Here is a 21,253-nt window from a genome sequence, read left to right as displayed (position 1 = left end):
CCGCCGGGTCAGGCCGGCGTTTTCCGCTAGTTATTTCTCTTCAGGATCTTTCCCGTCTCGGCCCAGATTTGACTGCGGTAATGATCGTCTTCCTGAGAGAAGAAAAGTACAGTCAGCCCTTCCTTGTCTAACAATGCAATGCCATCAGGTGCAGGACGCCACGCCACTGGCTCTTGCGGCAAGACGTCGGGCGTGCAATCAGACAAAAATTTTAGGCTATAGCCGCCGGCCGATTCCACACCCTCCGTGTTGAGCTGTACAACACAGGACTTTGATTTATCGCTGACCGTCCACTGCCCGGATAGCGTTTCGGCAGAAGGTAAAACCAGACTGCTTGCCATAGAGGCTCCTGAAAACAAGAATATTATTCCGACAAGAATAAATTTACACATAGCTGGCCCATGCAAAACGGTGGGCATCATCGCCCACCGTTGCCGTTTTATACGATAAAGTCAACAGCGACGTCAGCCTGCCCGACGATGTGCACCAGGAAGTCTGGATTTGCACCGCCATGGATGTTGAAGGCCAGTTCGCTCAGATTGCTTTGGGTATCATAGGACACCAGCGCCTCACCGGCCTGCCCGCTGAAATGATCGACAAACTGAATAAAATCACTGCCTTTATCGCCTTGGTTGAAGAAGGACAGATCGATCTTGTCCTTGCCTGACTCAAAGTCCCAAATTGTATCAGGAGCCCGAACAGGCGAGTCATTCAGGTCAGAGAAGACAAAAATGTCGTTACCTTGCCCTCCCCACAATTGATCCTGGCCCGCCCCACCGTAAATAACATCGTTACCGGCGCCGCCTTTGAGCGTATTGTCTGCGTGATTTCCAACAATGACGTCATTACCTGCTCCCCCTATCGCGTTTTCGATGGTGGCGCCGGCAGCGATGGAAACATTCCCTTTTAATCCACCGACGTCGGAGAAAGCGCTTTCGTTCAAATTGATACGCTGATTTTGGCTATACCCCGAAAAATCGAGGGTATCATTGCCACCTGCATCCCAAACAGACATCACCAGCTTGTCGTGGCTGTCCTTGAGCGTATAGAAGTCTCGGCCTGTATTTGAATTAAACCCGTAAACGGTGTCGCCGGTTCGGGTAGTCATGTTGGCGCCGTAAAGATGCTGGATGGCCGCGATATCATCAACCAGCGGTGCAGCGGCATAGTAATGGCCATGATCCGCGTTGGTAATGGATTCATTCCAGTAACTCATTACGCTAAACTGCCGGGTATCTTCGGCGTAAACTGCCTTGGTATAATTTGGGCTGCCTTGCCCCGCATTATAAGTGCCCGGGTGATCTAACCCGAGAGTATGGCCAACTTCATGGGTAATGGTTAAGCGGCCGTAATTACCTAGCTCAGGATGCAAATTTTCGGAGTGATTCTTAATGTTGTACCAACTTTGCCCATCAGAGTTGTATCCTCTGTAATCATTGCCATTATATGAGTAAGGTTTCAAGGCATACGCTTGTCCCGTCCCCTCATAATTCCCAAAGGTAATATTGGAAGGTTGACCTGAAGCAACTTCGACAAATTTGATGTTGGCAACATCGGCCCAGGATTGTAAAGACAGCTTCGCCTGTTCTTGCTGCTGTTGCGTGAACGCACTCAGCCCCGTATCACGTTCCGGGGAGCGGTGGCCCAGGTTCAGTTCGTTATAATCCCAATCCGGGAAGGAATAGGTCACCGTCGCCTCTTTTCCCGTGACGTGAACGCCATTCCAGGTTTTATCGCCGCGCGCTATCTGCAACCCCGCCTCATTTATGTCATAAGACGGTTTGTTATTTATCGTCAGGCCATTCCCGCGTTCATGGTAGTGAATAAGATCGTTAACACTGTCCCAACCCGTTTCGTTTCCATTCATGGTATTACCCATAACTTTCTCCACAAAGTAGCTAGTATTAATATGACATCCGAAATGTCGCTTAGGGATAATCAAAATCCGGAGAATAGCGATAACCCGATACGCCCACTCTTTTTCCTATCCCTTTACACCCAGAGAGTAAATTTACTTTTAACTACCCGAGCCTCCTTACCCATGATTGAGAACTGATGCAACTGCATGAGATCGCGATGTGTCCGTGCAAAATGCGCGAAAGTAACAGGCCGCATTGATCCGGCAAGGGTGTGATTCCAGTGTCTGCGCGTTGAGGCTAAGTTGAGATGCCGCTCAAGAGGTCTAATGACAACGGCCGTCCGATGCATTGCCTCGTTGCCAGAGACCACATCAGACAGGCTCTTGTGCTGTGAATCTGGTCTGTTATCCGAACGGTTACCCGGAGATAATTGCGTGAATGCATTTGCGCCACCATCCAGTTTTGCTAATGATTATCATTCGCGAGGCTATCTCACGCGTAAGCAAAGTGTCAACAGATGAAACAAAACATTTCTTGATTTGCATCATGATTTTTCCGCTAAGCCCCAGTAAACGGGCGCTGCAGAGTGCATAAAATGGCGTTCATCCCCGTCTGGACTGCGGTTTTTGTCAGTATTACCGCATAGAGCGGGCAGAATAGCGCCAGGGAGTACATCATGGCGACTGAACATTTAGCCATAGAGAAACATCAAGAATGATTAATTTTCACGGCAATAACGCGGTGTGGTCCGATCACTTATTTTTCGCTGCAATATAAGGGATACTTATAAATAACAGGAGTATTCCTAATGCGTTCACGCTGGATGTATTCCATGCTAGCGGGCCGATTTTTAGCCGCGCCCGCTGGCTATTCCCATTTTCATTGGCAAGACTATATTGAAAGAAGCTCTGCTCTAGAGCGAGAATATGGGTAATTTTCCGAGGAAATACCGCATGACCCTGTTGCCCAAGCAGAGCAATAACAAAAATCCGATTGATCTCTATGGCGAAATCGTAGACGACTTGCCCGGCCTGATTTGCTTCGGCAACCGCCTTGGCGGTTACTTCAATAAACAGTGGCGCGACTATACCGGCGCTATCGCCGGTGAACACGGCGCCGCCGACTGGCTCGATGCCCTGCACCCCGACGATCGCGAGCGGCTGGCCGCGCAGTGGCGCCAGGCGATCGTGGCCCTCTCCTCGTTCGCCGGCGAGGCCCGCCTGTGCGATCGCAGCGGCACCTACCGTTGGTTTATGCTGGCGTTTAACGCCCGGCAGGACGGCATGGCGCTGGAGCCCAGCTGGTACCTGACGGCGACCGACATTCATCCGCAAATGCTGCAGCGCCAGCAAAACGTTCAGGCGCTGTCTATCCAGCAAGACATGCTGGACGCCAGCGTGGACTGCATTAAAGTGATCAATCACGACGGCACGCTGCGCCACATGAACCGCTCCGGCAGCCTGGCGCTCGGCCTTGATCCGGGGCAAAAAGAGTTTGGCATGCCCTGGCTGGGGCTGCTGTCGCCCGAGATCCGGCGCCGCGGCCGCAAGGCGCTGCGCAGCGTCAGAGCCGGAAAAAATGCGCGCTTCACGGGATTGAGCGTGACGCCGCAGGGCAAAAAACAGCACTGGGACAACATTCTCACGCCGGTCAGCGACGAACACGGCACCGTGGCCGAGATCTTGTGCGTGTCACGCGACGTGACTTCGCAACGCGTGATGGAACAACGCCTGTTGCTCGCCAGCGAATATGACGAATTGACCGGCCTGCCCAACCGGCGCCTGTTCAAGAAGAAACTGAAGCAAGAGATGAAGCGGGCCCTGCACGGCAACAAGTCGCTTGGGCTGATGCTGCTGGATCTTGACCACTTCAAGCTGGTGAATGACACGCTGGGCCACGCGGCGGGCGACCATCTGCTGCGGGTTTTGGGCAAAAGGCTCAGCGCCTGCATGAATACGCACTCGTTCGTCTCTCGCCTCGGCGGCGATGAGTTCGCCGTCGTGATCAGCGACGTCGAAAACGAGCAGGATATTTTCCGCATCGCCAACAAATTTCTGCTGCAGCTGGAGACGCCGATCACCCACGGCGGCAAGACGCTGCACTGCGGCATGAGCATCGGCGGCGCCATCTACCCCAAAGACGCACGCGACGCTTCGGAACTGATGAAATGCGCCGATACTGCGCTGTATGAGCTGAAAGACGGCGGCCGCGGCGGTGTCTATATGTTCGACCGCAAAATGATGGACAAGGCGCGCGCCCGCGCCAGCCAGCTCAACTACGCGCGCCAGATCGTGCGCGACAACTGCATCCGCCCCAGCTACCAACCGAAGGTCAGCCTGACCGACGGCAGCATCGTCGGCTTTGAAGCCTTACTGCGCTGGCACTGCCCGATCAACGGCGTGCAGCTGCCGGCGACGGTGAGCGAGGCGTTCAACGACTACGAGCTGGCGACCAAGATCAGCGAAGCCATGCAGCTGAAGGTCTTCGCCGATATCGCCCGCTGGCGCGCGGCCGGCGTGGCGGTGCAGCCCATCTCGCTGAACGTGTCGCCGATCGAGTTTTTACGCGACAACTACGCCGAAACTTTCCTGCAGCGCCTGCTGAAGTTCCACATTCCCCACCACCTGATCGAACTGGAGGTGACCGAACACGCGTTCAACAAGCACGGTTCGAAGTACGTGCTGCGCGCGTTGCAAATGCTCAAGGAGATGGGCATCCGCATCGCGCTGGACGACTTCGGCACCGGTCACTCCTCGTTCAGCCATATCATGGATTACCCGCTGGACTGCATTAAGCTGGACTGCGACTTCGTTCAACGCATGAATACCGAACCGGCGATCCTGGCGATCGTGGAAAGCATCGGCATTCTCGGTCAAAAGCTGTCGATCGATATCATCGCCGAAGGGGTGGAAACCGAGCAGCAGCGGCAAACACTGTGCGAAGCCGGTTTCCATATCGGTCAGGGTTTTCTGTTCAGCCGGGCGGTGGACTCCCAGCGGGTGCCCGAAATGTTGCAGACGATACGACAACCCGCCAAAGGCGGCATGACGAACCGTTAAACCAGGCATCGCATATTCCGTATTCGGGGGTTTTGCCCCCCATATTCCCCACTGTTTTTTCACCACTTCCTCAGCGAGATATTTGTGAGAACCCTCACAAAGCATAAACGTATCTTTACATTTTTGAACGCTTGAGCTTCCGTTCTGTCGGATTTGAGTGTATTCCAGAGCGTCAAAGAGATTCTTTTTCCACTCAATTGGGAACGTTACCGGAGATTTGTTAAAAAATAGTTAATCCAAATCAATGCACTACTCAATGGCAGGAGGTTCTGCGATGCACGCTAGGCAAGAGAAGAATGCAATGTTCATTTCGTTCGATGCCGTCTCGGTCTCAGGGATCACGGTAGAAGCAATGAAGATTGCCAAACGACTGCAAGCCTGTGGATTTCGGTCTTATCTTGATCTGGGATACGACATCAAGATTGATAAGGGAAACTTTAATAAACCCTATAGACATGAGCATGATATCTACCAGGATGTCTTTACGCTTGTCCGCCTGGACGGCATCACGTCGATTCCAGACTACCACCCCGCCTTTCTCGACCACGCGCACGCGGCGTTGATCGGCCAGAAAACGCCCATTGACGAGCAAGAAAAAACCGACCTGTTGCACACTATTGCGCTGGCGGCGCGGCGACTTGCGGATCGCCTTATCGCCCAATGGGAAGCGCTTGCGATCAGCCATGTGGTGGTGGAAAACGGCACGCTGCCGGAAAACATCATCTATACCAAAGCGCTATATCTGGCGATCGAAGATTACGGCCGGCGTTATCAACTGACGCGTTTCGTGATATGGCGCGATCATGACCTGATGTGGAACAGTGAAAAAAAGGTGCTCAAATACGGCCCCCCACCTTATTCTCACGCTATCAAACCTATCGCTTCAAAATACATTACCTATGTCACGCTCAATCACGATCTGAAGCAGAAACTTGAGGCCTGGTGCAATCATGATGTCCATGTCGAGGTAAAGAAAAACACCTATGATTTCTCAGAAAACCTCGAAAGGATAAACTGCAGAAAGCAGATTAATATACGTGAAAATGACATTCTCATTGCCAGAACCACCCGTATAATCCCCCAAAAAAGATTGGATCGTGATATTGTACTGGTCAGCAGGCTTAACGCTTTATTTATACGTGACAACAACACTCGCCGAGTCTGTTTGGCGATCGCCGGCAATGAATATGAGAATCCTTCATGTTATTTGCAGCTCGCCAAATTGGCGCAGGAGCTGCAAGTTCTCCCCTACGTCAAATTTGTCGGCATGCTTCCCCATGCCAGTATGCGTTCGCAAAGTGATACGCTTTGCATAGAGGACCTTTATTATTCCTGCGATTTGGTCTCTTTTCTCACCTCATATGACTATGACAGCTACGGCAATCCCATTGGTGAAGCGGTAAGCTGCCGGCGCTGCTATATCGCCACCAGCTACGAGTATTACCATGAGGTCTATGGCCAGCACGGCTTTGAAGCCCCTATCATGACGATCTCTGAGTTACACGACGGTTTGCCAAGTGACGAATTCGTCGACGAACTCTATCAATTTATTAACAACAAAGAAAAAATGAGACGCGTAGCGGAAAACAATTTCACGCTAGGGAAACGGGTGCTGTCAAACAACGTCATGGAATATTTAAATATTAGTTAAACGTCAATATCACTTGATGTGATATTTCACTTTCAGACAAGGCATTTCTAACTGTGGACTTTCATTAGCCCTGGAGGATCTATGCGTGATACTGTTTTTGTGTCTATCGTACTGCCCGTTTATAATGAAAGCGACCGTATTGAGGCGGTCTTGCTTTCTCTATTCAATCAGAATACCAAAGATGAATTAATCACCCACGACACTTACGAGCTGATTATTGTCGATAATAACTCCACCGATGATTCCGTCGCTAAAATAAACGCGTTTAGTGAAAGATATCCGGTTATGGATATTCTCGTTATCGATGAAAAGGTACAGGGGGTCTCTTCGGCCAGAAAACGCGGTATGGATTATGCGTCGCTGCGATCCAAAGCCCGCGATAGCCGGCTGGGAAAGAAACGCAAGCACTATATCGTGTCCGCCGATGCCGATTGCACCGTGGATGCATTTTGGCTTTACGAGCTGGTGAATACCATGCTCGATCAACAAGGCGACCTGGGCACCAGCAACTATTACTACAACCCCGTAGATTTTGAGCAGCGCCCCAACCTGTTCCGCGAGATCCAAAAAACGCTGCGTCTGCGCGAATTCTCGTTCTCCCTGTTCGGCGGCTTCCCCGACGGCAAGGGGTTCGGGGTGGAACGCAGCCTGTATGACGCGATAGGCGGCATCGAAATCTTCTATCAGCTCAACAACGGCCGTTTTGTCGAGCACCTGTCCGACGACTGGGATTTCGGCATTAAGGTTATCGCCTACGGCGGCAAACCGGTTTACGCCCGGCATGCTTACGTTGAGATCAACAGCCGTCGGGTCGACACCATCCTCGACGAGGTAATCAACGGCATCGCCTACGGCAAAGACGGCATCATTATCATGAAGGACGTCCGGCCGGACGTTGAGCAGCAGAAAACCGTGCTGGCGGACGCCACACCGGCGGAGGCGAAACTGGCCTGGGATTACTCGGTCAAGGACTACACGCCCAAGAATATCTTACTGCCCGTGCTGCTCAACCCATATCTGCTGTTGGAAAACAGCGAAGTGCGCGATTTCTTCTCCGGCCCGTTGGCCGACCGCCTCTACCGCCGCATTCACGAGCTGAAACACGAAATGCGCATCATCGATTTCAAACCAATTCATGCCTACAAAACCCCCGCCTATCGGCTTTACCTTGAGTTTCGCGATGCGCTGTTTGCCGCCATGCGCCGCGCCGTCGGTGACGATATCGGTTTCCCGCCCGCATTGCCGACCTGTTTCGACGCGGTCAACGACGAGGATTTCTCCCGCTTTGTTTATTACTTCTGTGAAGACCGCGAGTCCGGCGAAGCCCATAACTATTTCGGTAATGGAGGGGTCTTCTGATGAATGACGAAGCCTTGCAATCGTTATTGGATATCGATGAAAACTACCCTACGCCGCAGGTGAACGGTTTTCTGGCGCAACCGGAAAACCGGGCCTTTCTGGAGTATGTGCATAAGGATCCTTTCGGCTGTCACGTGTTCCCCGGCGATATCGTCGACTATCCGCTGTCCGCGTTTTTTGCCGATATGGAAGACGACATTCGTCAGGCGGGCAAAATCCATCTCTGGGCCTATATCCCGACCTGCCGCTATCGCTGCCATTTTTGCCAATACCCCACGGTGATACTCAATCCCAAGGCGCCCGCCTCTCAGGAGGTATTCCGCGATTTGGTCGACTTCAATATCAAAGAGGCTCAAATGTGGCTGGCGCGCGTGCCCAGTCTGGCCAAGGTGGAAATCGGCGAATTCAACGTCTTCGGCGGCACGCCGTCCCTGCTGCCGGAGCCGGAACTGCGCCGCATGATGGCCTTCTACTACAGCCACTTTAACTTCGCCAACGCCACCCTGCGCTTCGAAGGAGAGCCAGGCACCCTGAATAAAGCCTATCTGACGCTGTTGAAAGAGCTTGGCTTTAGCAAAATCAGCTTCGGCACCCAGTCCTTCAATGATGACATCATCACCGCCTGTGGGCGCATGCATTCGGCCGAGGAGTGCGTGGAAACCATTTATCATGCGCGTGCACTCGGCATCGATTGGGTCAGCGTGGATCTCATCTATGGCATGCTGGGTCAAAGCGTGGACGACGTAAAATACGACATGGAAAAGGCGCTTGCGCTGGATCTGTCACATGTCGTCTGCACCAAGCTGCACATGGATGAGTTTATTAAAAATCGCACCGGCGTCTCGGGCGAACGCGAAAGCCTGTGGCAGAAAAAGGGGCTGATCAGTATCAATAACATGCGCTTCCCAGGACTGGGCAAGCAGTACCAAATGCGCGAACTGGTCGAAAGATACCTGAACGACGGCTATACCGAACACCCCACCATGTACTTTCACCGCAATGATCAACAGCCGGAAAAGTGGAAAGCGCTCATCACCGATCTCGATAAGCAGTATCCGGAAGTGGCGATCGGTTTGGGCGGCAGCTCCAAATCGACGCGATCCGAAGCCATCAACATCACCGGTTACAAGAAGTACAAGGAGGCGCTCAACCAAGACCGCCTGCCCATCGAGGAAAGCCGCGGTTTCTCCCCGATCCAGCGTGAAGTGAACGCCTTCAAAATGGCGCTCTCCACCTTGCTGCCGGTTGACGATCGGGTGTTTAAACGGCGCTTTGACGGCAACAGCCTGTTTGCTAACCCGGTCATCCGCCGCACGTTGAAAACCTTGGTGGATAAAATGCTGGTCATCGTCGATGGCCCGTGCGTCACGCTAACGCCCATCGGCGTCACACTGGTTGAAGCCATTATCAATACCCAATTTTCCGCAGAATTCCCCCATCAGGAGTGAATGATGACCACAACCGCCTCCAAACCTAAACCGGTATTCAGCTTCTATTACATCGGCATCGATACTGAAGCCGGCGTAACGCAACCACAGTTTGAAACCTTTGTCCGCGAAAAAGGCGTACATATCCCCTGTTATCCCGGCTGGCGCTGGACGTTGCTGCGCGGCCTTCGCGGTGAGCGCGTCGGGCAATACCTGATGCTGTATGAGATTGACAGCGTCGAGCAGCGCGATCGTTACGTTACCGCTACGGGGCAGCGAACGACACAGGCGCATGAATTCTGGCGGCAACATGCCGATGCGCAGGAGATCCTCGCCCAGTGGCGAAAATTGGGCACCTACAGTCAGTTGCCGACGCTGTTCAGCGATTACCGTCTGCTGGCGGAGAATGAAAGAAGTGACGTGCCGAGTGGCCCGCGTTATCAAGAACGGCCCGGAGAGGCACCTGAAGCACGCATTATCGGCATCCACAATCTGGCGCTGCGCGAGGGCGTGACGCCGGCGCAGTTCGAACGTTTTATCGCCGAGAATCATCATCGCATTGAAGATTATCCGGGCTGGAAGTTTCATTTGCTGAAGGGAGAGCGCGGTAATCGGCTCGACCAGTACGCGGTCATGATGGAAATCGCCAGCCTGGCGGCGCTGGACGTGTTCTACCCGGAACCCGACATCGCCACCGCCGAAGCGGCAACCTTCGCCAAAGCGCATCGCGACACCAAACAAATGTATGAAGAGTGGAAGCAACTGGCGTCATTTTCCGGTTCGCCGCAAATTTATACCGACTATCTGTCCGTCGCACAGAGCCGATCGTCATGATGCTGCATTGGCTAACCGGTGAGGCCACGGAGAATCATCGCCGGCAAATCGCCACCCGAGCGATATTCTTCCTCGCCGGGTTGGGCATGGCCGCCTGGGCGCCGCTGATCCCTTTCGTAAAAGCACGGTTGGGCATCGATGACGGCACGCTCGGTTTGCTGCTGTTTTGCCTCGCCGCCGGCTCCATGGCGATCATGCCCTTTGCCGGTTATCTGATCGGCAAACTGGGCTGCCGCACCGTGTTGCTGGGTGCAGGCGCCTTGCTGTGCATCGACTTGCCGTTGTTGGCATTACTCGATGCTCCGCTGCTGATGGGGGTGGCGTTGGGGGTATTTGGCGCCGTTAACGGCATCATGGATGTGGCGATGAACTCACAGGCGATAGTCGTCGAGCGGGAGAGCGGCCAGGCGAAAATGTCCGGCTTTCATGGTTTTTACAGCCTTGGCGGCATTGCCGGCGCCGGCGGCGTCAGTCTGCTCCTGCTGCTGGGCATCGTCCCGGCCTTGGCCATCGGCCTGATCGCCCTCCTCATCGCGATCCTGCTGCCGATCGTCGCCGGCGACTTACTGGCGCAGGGCGGCATCGGCGAACGATGCCGGGGCGGCGTGCGGCTAGCGCTGGCCCATGGCAAGATCCTGTTTATCGCCCTGCTCTGTTTCTTCGTGTTCCTGACAGAGGGAGCGATGCTCGACTGGTCGGCATTATTCCTGCATGCCGAGCGCGGCGTGGCCAAATCGCAGGCGGGGATGGGGTTCACGTTGTACGCCGTCGCCGTGGCCTGCGGGCGGCTGTATGGTGACAGACTGATCGGCATCATCGGGCGCTACCGCACTCTGCTGTTCGGCAGCCTGTGCGCTGCAACGGGGTTACTGCTGACCGTCACCGTTCCTCTGGCCTGGGCCGCCTTCGGCGGGCTGATGATGATCGGGCTTGGCATCGCCAACATCGTTCCCATTCTGTTCAACGCCGTCGGCAATCAAAAACAGGTACCGCCTGGCCAGGCGTTTCCCGCCGTGACGCTGGTCGGTTATGTCGGTTTATTAACCGGCCCGGCGCTGATCGGTTTTATCGCCAAGTACACCACGCTGACTTTGGCTTTCGGTTGCACGCTGCTCTGCCTGGTGCTGGTCAGCATCAGCGCCAAAGCCGTAACGCGCTCATCTCACTGATTCAATTTGCGAGGATCGTTAAATGAATGTATCAACAACGCCGGTTTTCTCCCTGCACTACGTGGGGATCAACCTGAAAAGAGGCATCGCCTCGGATCGCTTCGAGGATTTCGTTCGCCGCAAAGGCGTCGCCATCCCAGCCTACCCCGGCTGGCAATGGACGCTGCTGCGCGGCCTGCGCGGCGAGCGTGAAAATCAGTACCTGATGGTTTATCAGGCTAAGGACGCCGCCACCTACACGCGCTATATCGACGGCAACGGCGAGCTGACCGATGAGGCGCACGCCTTTTGGCGGCAGCGCCCGGAGGCAGCCGCACTGATTGAGGAGTGGAGAACCTTCGCGACCTTCGCCGAACTGCCGACCCTTTATACCTGTTACAGCCTGGTGGCGGAGAATAGTCGCAGTTCGTTGCCTCCCGGCCCCAATTACCGCAACCAACCTGGACAGGAAAGCATTCAACGTGTCGTCGGCATTCATAACCTGGCGCTCAAAGCCGGCGTCTCGGCCCAGCGGTTTGAACGGTTCATCACCGACAACATCCACCGCGTGCAAGACTACCCAGGCTGGAAGTTTCACCTGCTGAAGGGCCAGAGTGGCAATCGTCTGGACCAGTACGCGGTGATGCTGATCATTGAAAGCCTGCCGTCGCTCAACGCATTCCATCCGGATCTCGACGTCTCAACCGAGCAAGCGCTCAGGTTCGTGGCCGAACATCAGGATACCGAGCGGATGTACGACGAGTGGAAAACACTGGCGTCGTTCTCCGGCGCGCCGCAAATCTACACGGATTACCTGGCGATTGGCGGCAATGAAAATCACGCGCATCCGGCGTAAACCGAGTGGCGGCGTTGAGCGCCGCCGCCTTCACGGGCGCTGTTCGCCGAACGGCGCCAGCGGCATGCCGATAAGCGTCACCACGCAGACGATCGCTCCGGCGTAAAAGGTGGAGGCGGAACCGGCCAGCTCCCACAGCATGCCGGCCCCGAGACTCGCCAGCAGCAGCGCCACGCCGCTGATCAGATTGAACATGCCAAACGCGGTGCCGCGCAGATGCGCCGGCGCGGTATGCGCCACCATCGCCGCCAACAGCCCCTGCGTCATGCCCATGTGCACGCCCCACAGCGCCACGCCAAACAGCACACCCGCCCAATGATCGCTCAACGCCAGCACCACATCGGCGGCGATCAGCACCAGCAAACCGGCTTTTAACATTCCTTTATGGCTCATGCGGTCGGACAGTTTACCGAACGGATAGGCCGAGCAGGCGTAGACCAGGTTCATGGCGACCATCACCAGCGGGATCAACGCCAGCGGCGTGCCGCCCTGCTGCGCCTTCAGCACCAGAAACGCCTCGCTGAAGCGCGCCAACGTGAAGACGGCGCCGATGCCCACCACCCACCAATAGCCGCGCCCCAGCAGCCGCAGATTGGCGCGGGTAATCGGGTGGGATCGCTTGTCGGTTATCGCGGCGGCCGGCTCTTTCAGGCCGAAGAACAGCAGCGCGATCGCCAGCGCCGCCGGGACCGCCGCCACCCAAAAGATGGCGCGAAAATCGTTGTGCCACAGCAGCATCAGGCCAACGGCCAGCAGAGGCCCTAAAAAGGCGCCGACGGTATCCAGCGACTGGCGCAGCCCAAAGGCCGCGCCGCGAATTTCCGGCGGCGTCACATCGGCCACCAGGGCGTCGCGCGGCGCGCCGCGGATGCCTTTGCCCACGCGATCCAACAGGCGCGCGCTCATCACCATGCCGGATGACGACGCGACGGCAAAAAACGGTTTGCTGATGGCGCCCAGCCCGTAGCCCAGCAGCGCCAGCCCTTTACGCTTGCCGAGGTAATCGCTGAGCACGCCGGAGAACACCTTGACGATCAATGCCGTCGCCTCCGCCAGCCCTTCGATCAGCCCGATGACGATCACGCTGACGCCGAGCGTCGTCGCCATAAACAGCGGCAGCAGGCTGTGGATCATTTCCGAGGAAACGTCCATCAGCAGGCTCACCCCACCCAAGATCCACACGCCGCGCGGTATGCGGCCCAACGTAGCGAAGCGCGACGACATGGTTCATCCTCGAAAGATTCAGCGCCACCGGCGGCGCATCATGATTTTTCCAAGATTGGATAGTTGATTTTGTTCGTTCACAGACCTTTAGCCTTCAGAGATAGTGCAACGACCCTGTGACAATCCTAATAATGAAGGTAATTAACATAATGATAGATAGCAAAAAGATGATGGTGATGGCGGCGTTGCTGAGCTTTTCCGCCGCGGCCGCGCCAGGGGTGGACATCGTCGCCAACGAAACGCCGATCCATACGGTGAAGAACGCCGAGGCGGTCGCCAAAATCCCCGCCGGTTTCAAGTTCGTGGAGCCCGGCACGCTGACGGTGGCCATTTCCCTGCTGGGCAGCGGCCCGCCGTTCGGCCTGTACGCCCGCGACAACAAAACGGTGATCGGCAGCGAGGCGGACATCGCGCGCCTGGTGGCCGACGGTTTGGGGTTGAAACTCAAGCTGGTGCCCACCTCGTGGGAAGACTGGCCGCTGGGAGTGGCCTCCGGCAAATATGACGCCGCGGTTTACAACATCACCGTGACCAACGAGCGCAAGACCAAATTCGATTTCGCCACCTATCGCCAGGATACGCTGGGCTTCTACGTCAAATCCGACAGCAAGATCACCCAGATCAACACCGCGCCGGATATCGCCGGTAAAAAGATCATCGTCGATTCCGGCACCAACCAGGAAGCGGTGCTGCTGGCCTGGGACAAGGAGAACCGCGCCAAGGGGCTGGCGCCGCTGCAGCCGGTGTACGTCACCGACAAGGCCGCCTCCACGCTGGCCATTCAGTCCGGCCGCGCCGACGCCACCTTCGGGCCCAACGTCTCCGGCGCTTACCAGGCGCGGCTGACCGGCAAAACCCGGCTGGTAGGCATCGTGCCCGGCGGTTGGCCGAAAACCGCCAACATCGCCGTCACGCTGAAGAAAGGCAACGGCTTGGTGGACGCGGTGCAGGCATCGCTCAACGGCGCCATCGCCAACGGCAGCTATCTGCAGGTGCTGGATCGCTGGGCGGAGAGCGACGAGAAGATCGCCCATTCCGAGATTAACCCGCCGGGCCTGGGGGACTAAGGCGGTTAGATAATATAAAAATGTGGGAACCGCCGGTGGGGGTTCCCATAGGCATGAGAAGAAACGGTTACTCCCGCTTTTGAAGTTGACGATACAGTTGCCACACGTTCGCCATGACGATAATAGACGTCATGACGAATACCCATCGGTATCCCGCCAGTGCTGAGACACCTGCCCCCAATAATGGGCCACACACGTTTCCAAGATACATGAATGACTGGTTATAGCCGAAAATACGGCCTGTCGTCTGCTCGGAAGAAGACTGAAGCAATAATGTCTGTAACGCAGGCATTAGCGCCCCGTCGGCAAAGCCGAGCAAAAAGCGTAGAACACCCAACTGCAACGGCGTTCTCACGCACGCCATGGCAGACAATAGCACAGCCGTCAACAGCAACGCGGCGATCAGGATACGGACGGCACCTATGCGATCGCCGAGCCGACCGAAATGTGGTGCCGAGACCAGAGCGGCTATCCCGGGGGCGGCTGCGATCATGCCGCTGATAAAAGCAATATTGCCGGTGTTACACGCCAATGCACGAATGAACAAAGTAAGAATGGGGCTGATTGAAGAATTGGCTAATTGGATCATTAACGTACAAATGAACAAACTAACAACCCACATCGGCTGGGGTAAAGACTGAATACCCCTCTTTCCACTGAACCGCTCTGTCTTTCCGACCCCGTCATGGCGCTCTTTAATCAGGAGTAACGTCAATAGAAAATTGATGAACATCATCCCGGAAGTAACGTAAAAAATCATCCGAAGCCCCAGGTGATCGGCCATCATGCCACCGAATAATGGCCCCCCGATCATCCCAGTAATTTGCCCTGTCGACAGCATACCCAATGCCCATCCGCTCTTATCACGCGGTGCTTGCGAAGCGATCAGCGCCATGGCATTGGGAATATAACCACTGGCAAGTCCCATCAAGGCCCGCAAAGCAAATAACTGCCAAACTTGGTTCACCATACCTTGTAATGCAGTGGCCACCGCCATTCCCAATGAGGCTCGCAACAACATTAATTTACGACCTTTACGATCGGCCAGACTCCCCCACAGTGGTGAAACCATCGCTGAAACAAAAAACATACCGCTAAATACTAATCCTGACCATAGATTGAGAGAGGAATGACCTTTTACCCCCAGTGTTTCAATATACAATGGCAAAAAAGGAAGAATTTGGCTCATTGCTAACCCAGTCAGAAAACAACCGAACCAAGCCGAAATCAGGTTGACTTTCCATACATTCATTGAATTTCATTACCCGTCTTAGAAACTGTTGACCTGGATAGAAATTCTTGAGAAAGCAACACCTACCAGCCAAAAAACTTTTAGATGTGAAATGAAGCGAAAATTTAACATCGACCTCATTATAAACATCAATCCATATTCAATGAATCAACCTTTCTTTTAAAGAAGAAAAACACCATGAATAAAACTTGCGACATTACCAAAGATATCAACGTCGCTTCAGGGAAAGGCAATATCCCTCTAAAGATAAAACACAGTAACCCCACAAGAAAATGGTAGGTAAGCATCTCATTACGCCTCAAGCCATGAGTAAAATGATCCTGCGTCATGAAAACAAGACCAAATAAAAAACTCCCCATAAATAGATAATCTATCATTCGCGGCAATAGCGTAAAGGTGTATCCCACGCCGAGAAAAAACCAACCTATGACGGCACCGAATATACCTGCAATAAGAAAAAAAGGATTGTAAAGTTTAAAGGATATCAGAATTAATGCGCCAATCAGCACTCCAACTTTAGACGTCTCCCCGAGAGCACCAGGCCAAGCCCCGAACACCAAGTATTTTAGAGGGTAAACGCCACACTCTGACATTCGCATCATGCTTTTACGGCAAAGAGAGAGCGGTGTAGCGCTGGATATACTGTCATACTTTATTATTGGCGGATTTAGAAAGAAAATGATCATCCTGCTTGAAATTGCTGGATTAAGATTAAATGTACAACGATCAATCCGCACATTAAACAGAGACACGAACGTTCCGGCAAAAAAAGAAAATGCAACAATAAAAGGTGTCGCGTTCCATGGAATAATGCACAAAAAAATTATCGCACTAAACTTTATCGATTTATATACGCCATTTATTTTCAAACGGTGTAGTGTAATAACAACAACTAGCGAGGCTGCCACTATGGCAGAAACTTGCCATAGTTTCGATTCAAAAAAAAGCATGGTCTGTTTATGAAAAACATAAACGTACTGATTTAACCCGCCAAGAAACACGACGGGAGCAAGGCTAAAAATAAATTTTTTATATGTTGTCATGTTCTTTCCCCAAAGGGCGACGCATACGTCGCCCTTCCGTCTCCTTACTTTTGAGGATAGCTGAATGTAAATGTTTCAATAAATGGTTTAAACCATTTCGGCACGCCGGTTTCTTTGTCAGTGTGGCGCAAGAAGTTCTTTTCGTCGGGTGCCGAATATTTCAGTCTTACCGTATATGTTCCGGGGCCATTCATTTTTAAGGATTGTGCATAGTGAGCCCCATCCTTGGCTATCATAGGAAGTAGTTGCCCAAATGCGACGAAGTTTTTATCGTCTTTCTTGGTCATAACATAGTTTATTGAAAGATAAGGTATCCATTCATCTTGAGAAAAACCCCAAATGTTATTTTGCGTTGCATGAACGTCACTTTCCAGATGGATAATATCGTTACCCATCGCCATTGACGTAATATCCGGCTCCATAGTTATACCCACAAGGTACGATGAGGCAATCTCCATACCCTCATGTTCAACCGGCCCCCCGATAGGGTACTCCCTCGCGTGAGCCATGACGGTGAATAAAAACATTGGTGCAACGACGAACAGCTTAATTAATTTCATGGTATTGACCTCTGATTACGTGAATAATATCGATTCGGCCCGGATAGGTTCGGCGACCTCATCAGGAAAAATATATAAAAATATGAAGACTAAAATAAAAATGCCAGAGTCCGCTATCTTACGAGCAAGCCTGACGTGACTATCTTCTGTTTAACCGCACTTTAGATATCACTTTTCCTTTTGCATCCTGCGCACTGTAATCATCGAAGAAAAGATACTCCCCAGGTTTAAGTGGGCCAGTCAAAACCGAGATCGTTTTCGCAGGAGGCGCTATTTTTTCGAATTTCATATCAAAACTTTCAAATTCGGCCATTTTTTTTGTGGCATTGTACATCCTGATTTCGATCTTTTCATGTGCCGGAACCTCCAGTTGCGAAGGAACAAAACCTTGTTCCGTCAGCGTCAAATTGAACGTTTGACGCTCACCGGCCCATGTAAACGTAGTCAAAATCATTAAAAAAACGGCTACAAGTCCAGATATGATTTTCATAACACCCTCTTAATTACGTGTTGAAGTCAGCAATAAGCATTGAAAGATTAAAACTGGTACACGATTCCAATACCGATACTGTCATCAGTGGGAACGTTCAGTGTATTTTCTCCAGAATTTCCGGATGAGTTTATTAAGTTAATCTTGTAATCAATATAAGCACTCATATTGGAATTGAATATGTAGCTCGCATTCACATCAACATAATTTACAATATCTGTATCTCCCGTGTTATTTTTAAGTCCGTGCCCCCGAGTGTATACCTATGCAAAACCTGGTTGAACTCCCGAATCGAAACTATACTGCCCCACAACCTCCCAACTATCTGCTCTTCTTATCCACCCATAATCCTCAATATGGATAATATTGTTGCTTCGCGTGTAGTTGGCTGCCAAGAGGATATTTTCTTTGTTATATTTTATCCCTGCAGTCACCGCATCTGCCTTATCGCCCTGGCCATCAATCTTTTGCATCGGTGTTCTTTGGGAGCGCGTCAATGCAGCCCCCAGGCTGATCTCATCGTTCCCATTCCATACCACGGATACCCCATAACCGTCCCCGTTCTGAATTTCTGATTTCCTGTCTTCAGCGCTATTCTTTCCCTGATACTGCAGTGCCAAACTCACCCCTGGAAAATACCCAAAGAGATCGTTATTCCGCCAAGTCAAAAGTCCACTACTGCGGCCAGTCATGAAACGATCCGTATCCTCATAAGAATCATTGCCAAATACGGGCAGAATGTCGGTCCAGGCCCCAATATCATACAGAATGCCGTAATTGCGACCGTAATCGAGAGATCCAAACCGGTCTACTTTAATGCCAGAATAACCCAAGCGCGTATACGCGCTGTCATCATCGCCGCCCTCGGTTTTATTCACTTTTATTTCGTATTCCCATTTCCCATATCCAGTGACACTACGGCTTATTTTGGTTTCACCGATAAAACCAAAGCGCGCATAGCTCTGGTCGCCATCCGTGTCGCTGTCCGGACTAAATTGATGTCGAGCATCGAGCATTCCCGTTAATTGAACCCTATTTCCGTTTTTATTGAAAATCTCGGTCGCGTTTACCCGGGGGCACATGCTAAGCATGAGAAATAATGGCAAAGAAGCCATAGCTGTCGCTGCGTATTGGTTCATAAAAGTCCCTTCCAACATGAAAAATAAACAATACATAAACGATAATGATTATCAATATCATTTATTTTTATCACTCAACGCTTGGAAAGTCCTTGGGTAAAATGTAAATTTATGTAAGCAAAATAAAAGTTAACCAATTGTTGTTAATTGGTTTTTTTCCACGAAAACATTCTTTTCATCCTGTTCAGTTGTTGACTAAATTTCAGAAAATAGCTGTCTATCCACAAATAATTTTATGGATAGACGGAATCAACGGCTATTTTTATTGAGTAGTTAAAGGGAAAGGACTTTGTGAAAGAACCGTATACTGCTATTGAGATTTTATCGCGAAATGCCGCTTGCCCAACTTGCGGTACAGCGTGCTGCGCGAAACGCCGAGCGCCTTCGCCGCCCGGCTGAGATTACCCCCCGCCCTGTCGATCGCCGCCTGCAGATCCTCCAGGCCGGTATCGGCGTTCTCCTGGCGCGGCGCCAGCACCGCGATGGACTGTGGCAGATCGTCCAGAGTGAGCACCGCATGATCGTCCGCCAGCGCCAGCAACACCTTGAGCGTACTCAACAGCTGCCGCACGTTGCCGGGCCACGGGTAGCGCGCCAGCATCGCCAGCGCCTCCGGCAGCAGGCGAATGTCGCGCCGCTCGCCGCCCAGCTCTCGCCACAGCTGCAAAATGAAGGCTTCCAGCTGCGCCCGCTCTCTGAGCGGCGGAATGAGCAGGCTGTATTCCTGGATGCGGTACAGCAAATCCTCGCGAAATGCCCCCGCCTGTACCTGCCGATGCAGATCGTGGTGCGTGGCGCAGACCAGCGCGAAATCGACCGGATAAGCGCTGCGGCTGCCGAGCGGCGTGACCGTTTTTTCCTGTAACACCCGCAGCAGCCGCGTCTGCAGGCCCGCCGGCATGTCGCCGATTTCATCGAGGAACAGCACGCCGCCGTCCGCCTCGCGGATCTTGCCGATATAGCCTTTCGGGTTGGCGCCGGTAAACGCCCCCGGGGCATAGCCGAACAACTCGGACTCGATCAGCGGCTCAGGCAGCGCCGCGCAGTTGATCGCCACGAAGTTGCCGTTGCGCCAGCGGCTCTCTTGAAACAGGCGTCGGCTGAAGTGCTCCTTGCCGCAGCCGGTTTCGCCGGTCACGCACAGGGAAAGACCGGCATTGAGAATGCGCAGCGCCTTCTGATGCTGTTCGTCATGCCTTTCCGCCGGCGGCGGAACCGAACGCAGGGCGCTGACGCGGCGCTGCGGCGCCTCGAGCAGCGAATAATAATGCCGTTGATTGCCGGCCAGCGTCTGGTGCGGTGCGCCGTAGGGCTGCCGCAGCAGATCGGGGAACAGCTGGGCGAACTCAACCGAGCCGAATGCGGCCGGTGAAAGCTGGAACTCCAGCATCGCCAGCCGATTGGCGGCGACCAGCACTTCGTCGTGAAACACCAGCAGCAGCTCCTGCGCGCTGCCCAGGCTACCGGCGTCGGCGTGCAGGCGCAGCGTCCAGTGACGATCGGCGATCGCGCTTCTGACCCAGCGGTGTTCGATATGTCGCACCGCCTGCATGATCAGGCGCTGTGCATCGCGATACGGCCGCTGCGCGGGGGCGGAAAGATCCAATATCCCGGCAATGTGGCCATCCGGCCGGTAGATCGGCGCGGCGGTGCAGTTCAATCCGGCATTTTGGTTGAGGTAATGCTGGTCGCCGCGCACTTCGCAGAACGCGCCCAGCGCCAGCGCGGTGCCGATGGCGTTGGTGCCCCGCTCCGCTTCTCCCCACGGGTTGCCCGGCGCCAGCGCAAAGCGCGATGCCTTATGCAGAAAATCGGTATTGCCGCGGGTTTCCAGCACCAGCCCGTCGGCGTCGGCAATGACCACAATGGCGGGCTGGCGCGTAATTTGCGCGCCCAGCTGCTCGATCAGCGGCTGCACCCGTTGCGGCACCCAGTCGTTGCGGCTGCGCCGCTCTTCGAGCAACCCGGCTTTGATGAACGAGATGTGCTGATCGGCGCGCGCCAGGCCGTAGCCCCGGCTGCGCTGCCAGGATTCCGCCAGCGGATGGGTCAACAAACTGGCGCCCTCAGTGGGCAAGCGGTCGTCAGGCAACATGCGTTTCTCCCCCGTTCGCGAGTGTTGCAAATATGTATCACAGATGTGTATCAGGCGTTGCGACACGGGACACAAAAAATCATCGCCGGCGGCGGCACCGCTCGATTCCCTAAGCCATATCCGTTTTTAACACGCTAATAAATAAGCTCTTTTAACGAGCATCTTCGCCATTCATCAATCTGGCACAGGG

Annotated in this window: 16 protein-coding genes and 1 pseudogene; 8 read left to right on the top strand and 9 right to left on the bottom strand. The window is 53.6% G+C overall.

Going from position 1 to position 21,253, the window contains the following annotated elements; all coding sequences use genetic code 11:
* Positions 1-26: 26 nt before the first annotated feature.
* Both QOL81_RS00310 and QOL81_RS00305 read right to left on the bottom strand, forming a co-directional pair.
* Complete coding sequence (locus QOL81_RS00310; RefSeq protein ID WP_060418940.1) at positions 27-341, bottom strand: AprI/Inh family metalloprotease inhibitor; 315 nt, start codon at positions 339-341, stop codon at positions 27-29.
* 98 nt (positions 342-439) lie between these two features.
* A complete protein-coding gene (locus QOL81_RS00305; RefSeq protein WP_060418942.1) occupies positions 440-1,879 on the bottom strand; it encodes a serralysin family metalloprotease in 1,440 nt (479 codons plus the stop codon).
* Between the two features lie 933 nt (positions 1,880-2,812).
* On the opposite strand from QOL81_RS00305, the gene QOL81_RS00300 reads away from it, so the two are divergent.
* From QOL81_RS00300 to QOL81_RS00270, 7 genes are all read left to right on the top strand, one after another.
* Entirely contained in the window at positions 2,813-4,918 is a 2,106-nt protein-coding gene (locus QOL81_RS00300) for a putative bifunctional diguanylate cyclase/phosphodiesterase (protein ID WP_169318417.1), read from the top strand.
* Between the two features lie 301 nt (positions 4,919-5,219).
* Positions 5,220-6,569, top strand: a complete 1,350-nt coding sequence (locus tag QOL81_RS00295) for a glycosyltransferase family protein (RefSeq protein ID WP_230200964.1) — start codon at positions 5,220-5,222, stop codon at positions 6,567-6,569.
* An 81-nt stretch (positions 6,570-6,650) separates the two neighbouring features.
* On the top strand, positions 6,651-7,928 hold the full coding sequence (locus QOL81_RS00290; RefSeq protein ID WP_070914360.1) for a glycosyltransferase family 2 protein: 1,278 nt from the start codon (positions 6,651-6,653) through the stop codon (positions 7,926-7,928).
* Positions 7,928-9,376, top strand: a complete 1,449-nt coding sequence (locus QOL81_RS00285) for a radical SAM protein (protein ID WP_060418950.1) — start codon at positions 7,928-7,930, stop codon at positions 9,374-9,376. The genes QOL81_RS00290 and QOL81_RS00285 overlap by 1 nt, the downstream gene beginning before the upstream one ends.
* Positions 9,377-9,379: 3 nt before the next feature.
* The gene (locus tag QOL81_RS00280; protein ID WP_060419702.1) at positions 9,380-10,189 is read left to right on the top strand and encodes a hypothetical protein; all 810 of its coding nucleotides are present in this window, start codon (positions 9,380-9,382) and stop codon (positions 10,187-10,189) included.
* Positions 10,186-11,358, top strand: coding sequence for an MFS transporter (locus tag QOL81_RS00275; RefSeq protein WP_060418952.1), 1,173 nt, complete (start codon positions 10,186-10,188; stop codon positions 11,356-11,358). The genes QOL81_RS00280 and QOL81_RS00275 overlap by 4 nt, the downstream gene beginning before the upstream one ends.
* Positions 11,359-11,380: 22 nt before the next feature.
* On the top strand, positions 11,381-12,193 hold the full coding sequence (locus tag QOL81_RS00270) for a hypothetical protein (protein ID WP_060418953.1): 813 nt from the start codon (positions 11,381-11,383) through the stop codon (positions 12,191-12,193).
* Between the two features lie 30 nt (positions 12,194-12,223).
* Here QOL81_RS00270 and QOL81_RS00265 read toward each other — a convergent pair whose 3' ends face one another.
* On the bottom strand, positions 12,224-13,417 hold the full coding sequence (locus QOL81_RS00265; RefSeq protein WP_283439560.1) for an MFS transporter: 1,194 nt from the start codon (positions 13,415-13,417) through the stop codon (positions 12,224-12,226).
* 149 nt (positions 13,418-13,566) lie between these two features.
* Between QOL81_RS00265 and QOL81_RS00260 the strand changes: the two genes are divergently transcribed.
* Entirely contained in the window at positions 13,567-14,484 is a 918-nt protein-coding gene (locus QOL81_RS00260) for an ABC transporter substrate-binding protein (RefSeq protein ID WP_139159316.1), read from the top strand.
* A 67-nt stretch (positions 14,485-14,551) separates the two neighbouring features.
* Here QOL81_RS00260 and QOL81_RS00255 read toward each other — a convergent pair whose 3' ends face one another.
* From QOL81_RS00255 to QOL81_RS00230, 6 genes and pseudogenes are all read right to left on the bottom strand, one after another.
* Complete coding sequence (locus QOL81_RS00255; protein ID WP_060418959.1) at positions 14,552-15,736, bottom strand: multidrug efflux MFS transporter; 1,185 nt, start codon at positions 15,734-15,736, stop codon at positions 14,552-14,554.
* Positions 15,737-15,864: 128 nt separating this feature from the next.
* Positions 15,865-16,779, bottom strand: coding sequence for an RnfABCDGE type electron transport complex subunit D (locus QOL81_RS00250; protein ID WP_283439559.1), 915 nt, complete (start codon positions 16,777-16,779; stop codon positions 15,865-15,867).
* A 44-nt stretch (positions 16,780-16,823) separates the two neighbouring features.
* Positions 16,824-17,339 (bottom strand): iron transporter, encoded by a 516-nt coding sequence (locus QOL81_RS00245; protein WP_060418963.1) that lies wholly within the window; start codon positions 17,337-17,339, stop codon positions 16,824-16,826.
* 139 nt (positions 17,340-17,478) lie between these two features.
* Positions 17,479-17,829 carry a cupredoxin domain-containing protein gene (locus tag QOL81_RS00240; RefSeq protein WP_060418964.1) on the bottom strand — a complete coding sequence of 117 codons (351 nt, stop codon included), beginning with the start codon at positions 17,827-17,829 and terminating at the stop codon, positions 17,479-17,481.
* A 47-nt stretch (positions 17,830-17,876) separates the two neighbouring features.
* Positions 17,877-18,911 (bottom strand): annotated as a pseudogene (locus QOL81_RS00235) (porin).
* 367 nt (positions 18,912-19,278) lie between these two features.
* Entirely contained in the window at positions 19,279-21,063 is a 1,785-nt protein-coding gene (locus tag QOL81_RS00230; protein WP_070914367.1) for a sigma-54-dependent Fis family transcriptional regulator, read from the bottom strand.
* Between the last annotated feature and the right edge of the window lie 190 nt (positions 21,064-21,253).

It is taken from the genome of Serratia sp. CC22-02 (genome assembly GCF_900182895.1).
GTDB classification, from domain to species: domain Bacteria; phylum Pseudomonadota; class Gammaproteobacteria; order Enterobacterales; family Enterobacteriaceae; genus Serratia; species Serratia nevei.
This window is presented reverse-complemented; position numbering and strand designations above follow the sequence as displayed.

Coding starts and splice junctions, on each gene's coding strand:
- QOL81_RS00310 (WP_060418940.1), bottom strand. CDS start 341: ATGGCAAGCAGTCTGGTTTTACCTTCTGCCGAAACGCTATCCGGGCAG.
- QOL81_RS00305 (WP_060418942.1), bottom strand. CDS start 1,879: ATGGGTAATACCATGAATGGAAACGAAACGGGTTGGGACAGTGTTAAC.
- QOL81_RS00300 (WP_169318417.1), top strand. CDS start 2,813: ATGACCCTGTTGCCCAAGCAGAGCAATAACAAAAATCCGATTGATCTC.
- QOL81_RS00295 (WP_230200964.1), top strand. CDS start 5,220: ATGTTCATTTCGTTCGATGCCGTCTCGGTCTCAGGGATCACGGTAGAA.
- QOL81_RS00290 (WP_070914360.1), top strand. CDS start 6,651: ATGCGTGATACTGTTTTTGTGTCTATCGTACTGCCCGTTTATAATGAA.
- QOL81_RS00285 (WP_060418950.1), top strand. CDS start 7,928: ATGAATGACGAAGCCTTGCAATCGTTATTGGATATCGATGAAAACTAC.
- QOL81_RS00280 (WP_060419702.1), top strand. CDS start 9,380: ATGACCACAACCGCCTCCAAACCTAAACCGGTATTCAGCTTCTATTAC.
- QOL81_RS00275 (WP_060418952.1), top strand. CDS start 10,186: ATGATGCTGCATTGGCTAACCGGTGAGGCCACGGAGAATCATCGCCGG.
- QOL81_RS00270 (WP_060418953.1), top strand. CDS start 11,381: ATGAATGTATCAACAACGCCGGTTTTCTCCCTGCACTACGTGGGGATC.
- QOL81_RS00265 (WP_283439560.1), bottom strand. CDS start 13,417: ATGTCGTCGCGCTTCGCTACGTTGGGCCGCATACCGCGCGGCGTGTGG.
- QOL81_RS00260 (WP_139159316.1), top strand. CDS start 13,567: ATGATAGATAGCAAAAAGATGATGGTGATGGCGGCGTTGCTGAGCTTT.
- QOL81_RS00255 (WP_060418959.1), bottom strand. CDS start 15,736: ATGAATGTATGGAAAGTCAACCTGATTTCGGCTTGGTTCGGTTGTTTT.
- QOL81_RS00250 (WP_283439559.1), bottom strand. CDS start 16,779: ATGACAACATATAAAAAATTTATTTTTAGCCTTGCTCCCGTCGTGTTT.
- QOL81_RS00245 (WP_060418963.1), bottom strand. CDS start 17,339: ATGAAATTAATTAAGCTGTTCGTCGTTGCACCAATGTTTTTATTCACC.
- QOL81_RS00240 (WP_060418964.1), bottom strand. CDS start 17,829: ATGAAAATCATATCTGGACTTGTAGCCGTTTTTTTAATGATTTTGACT.
- QOL81_RS00230 (WP_070914367.1), bottom strand. CDS start 21,063: ATGTTGCCTGACGACCGCTTGCCCACTGAGGGCGCCAGTTTGTTGACC.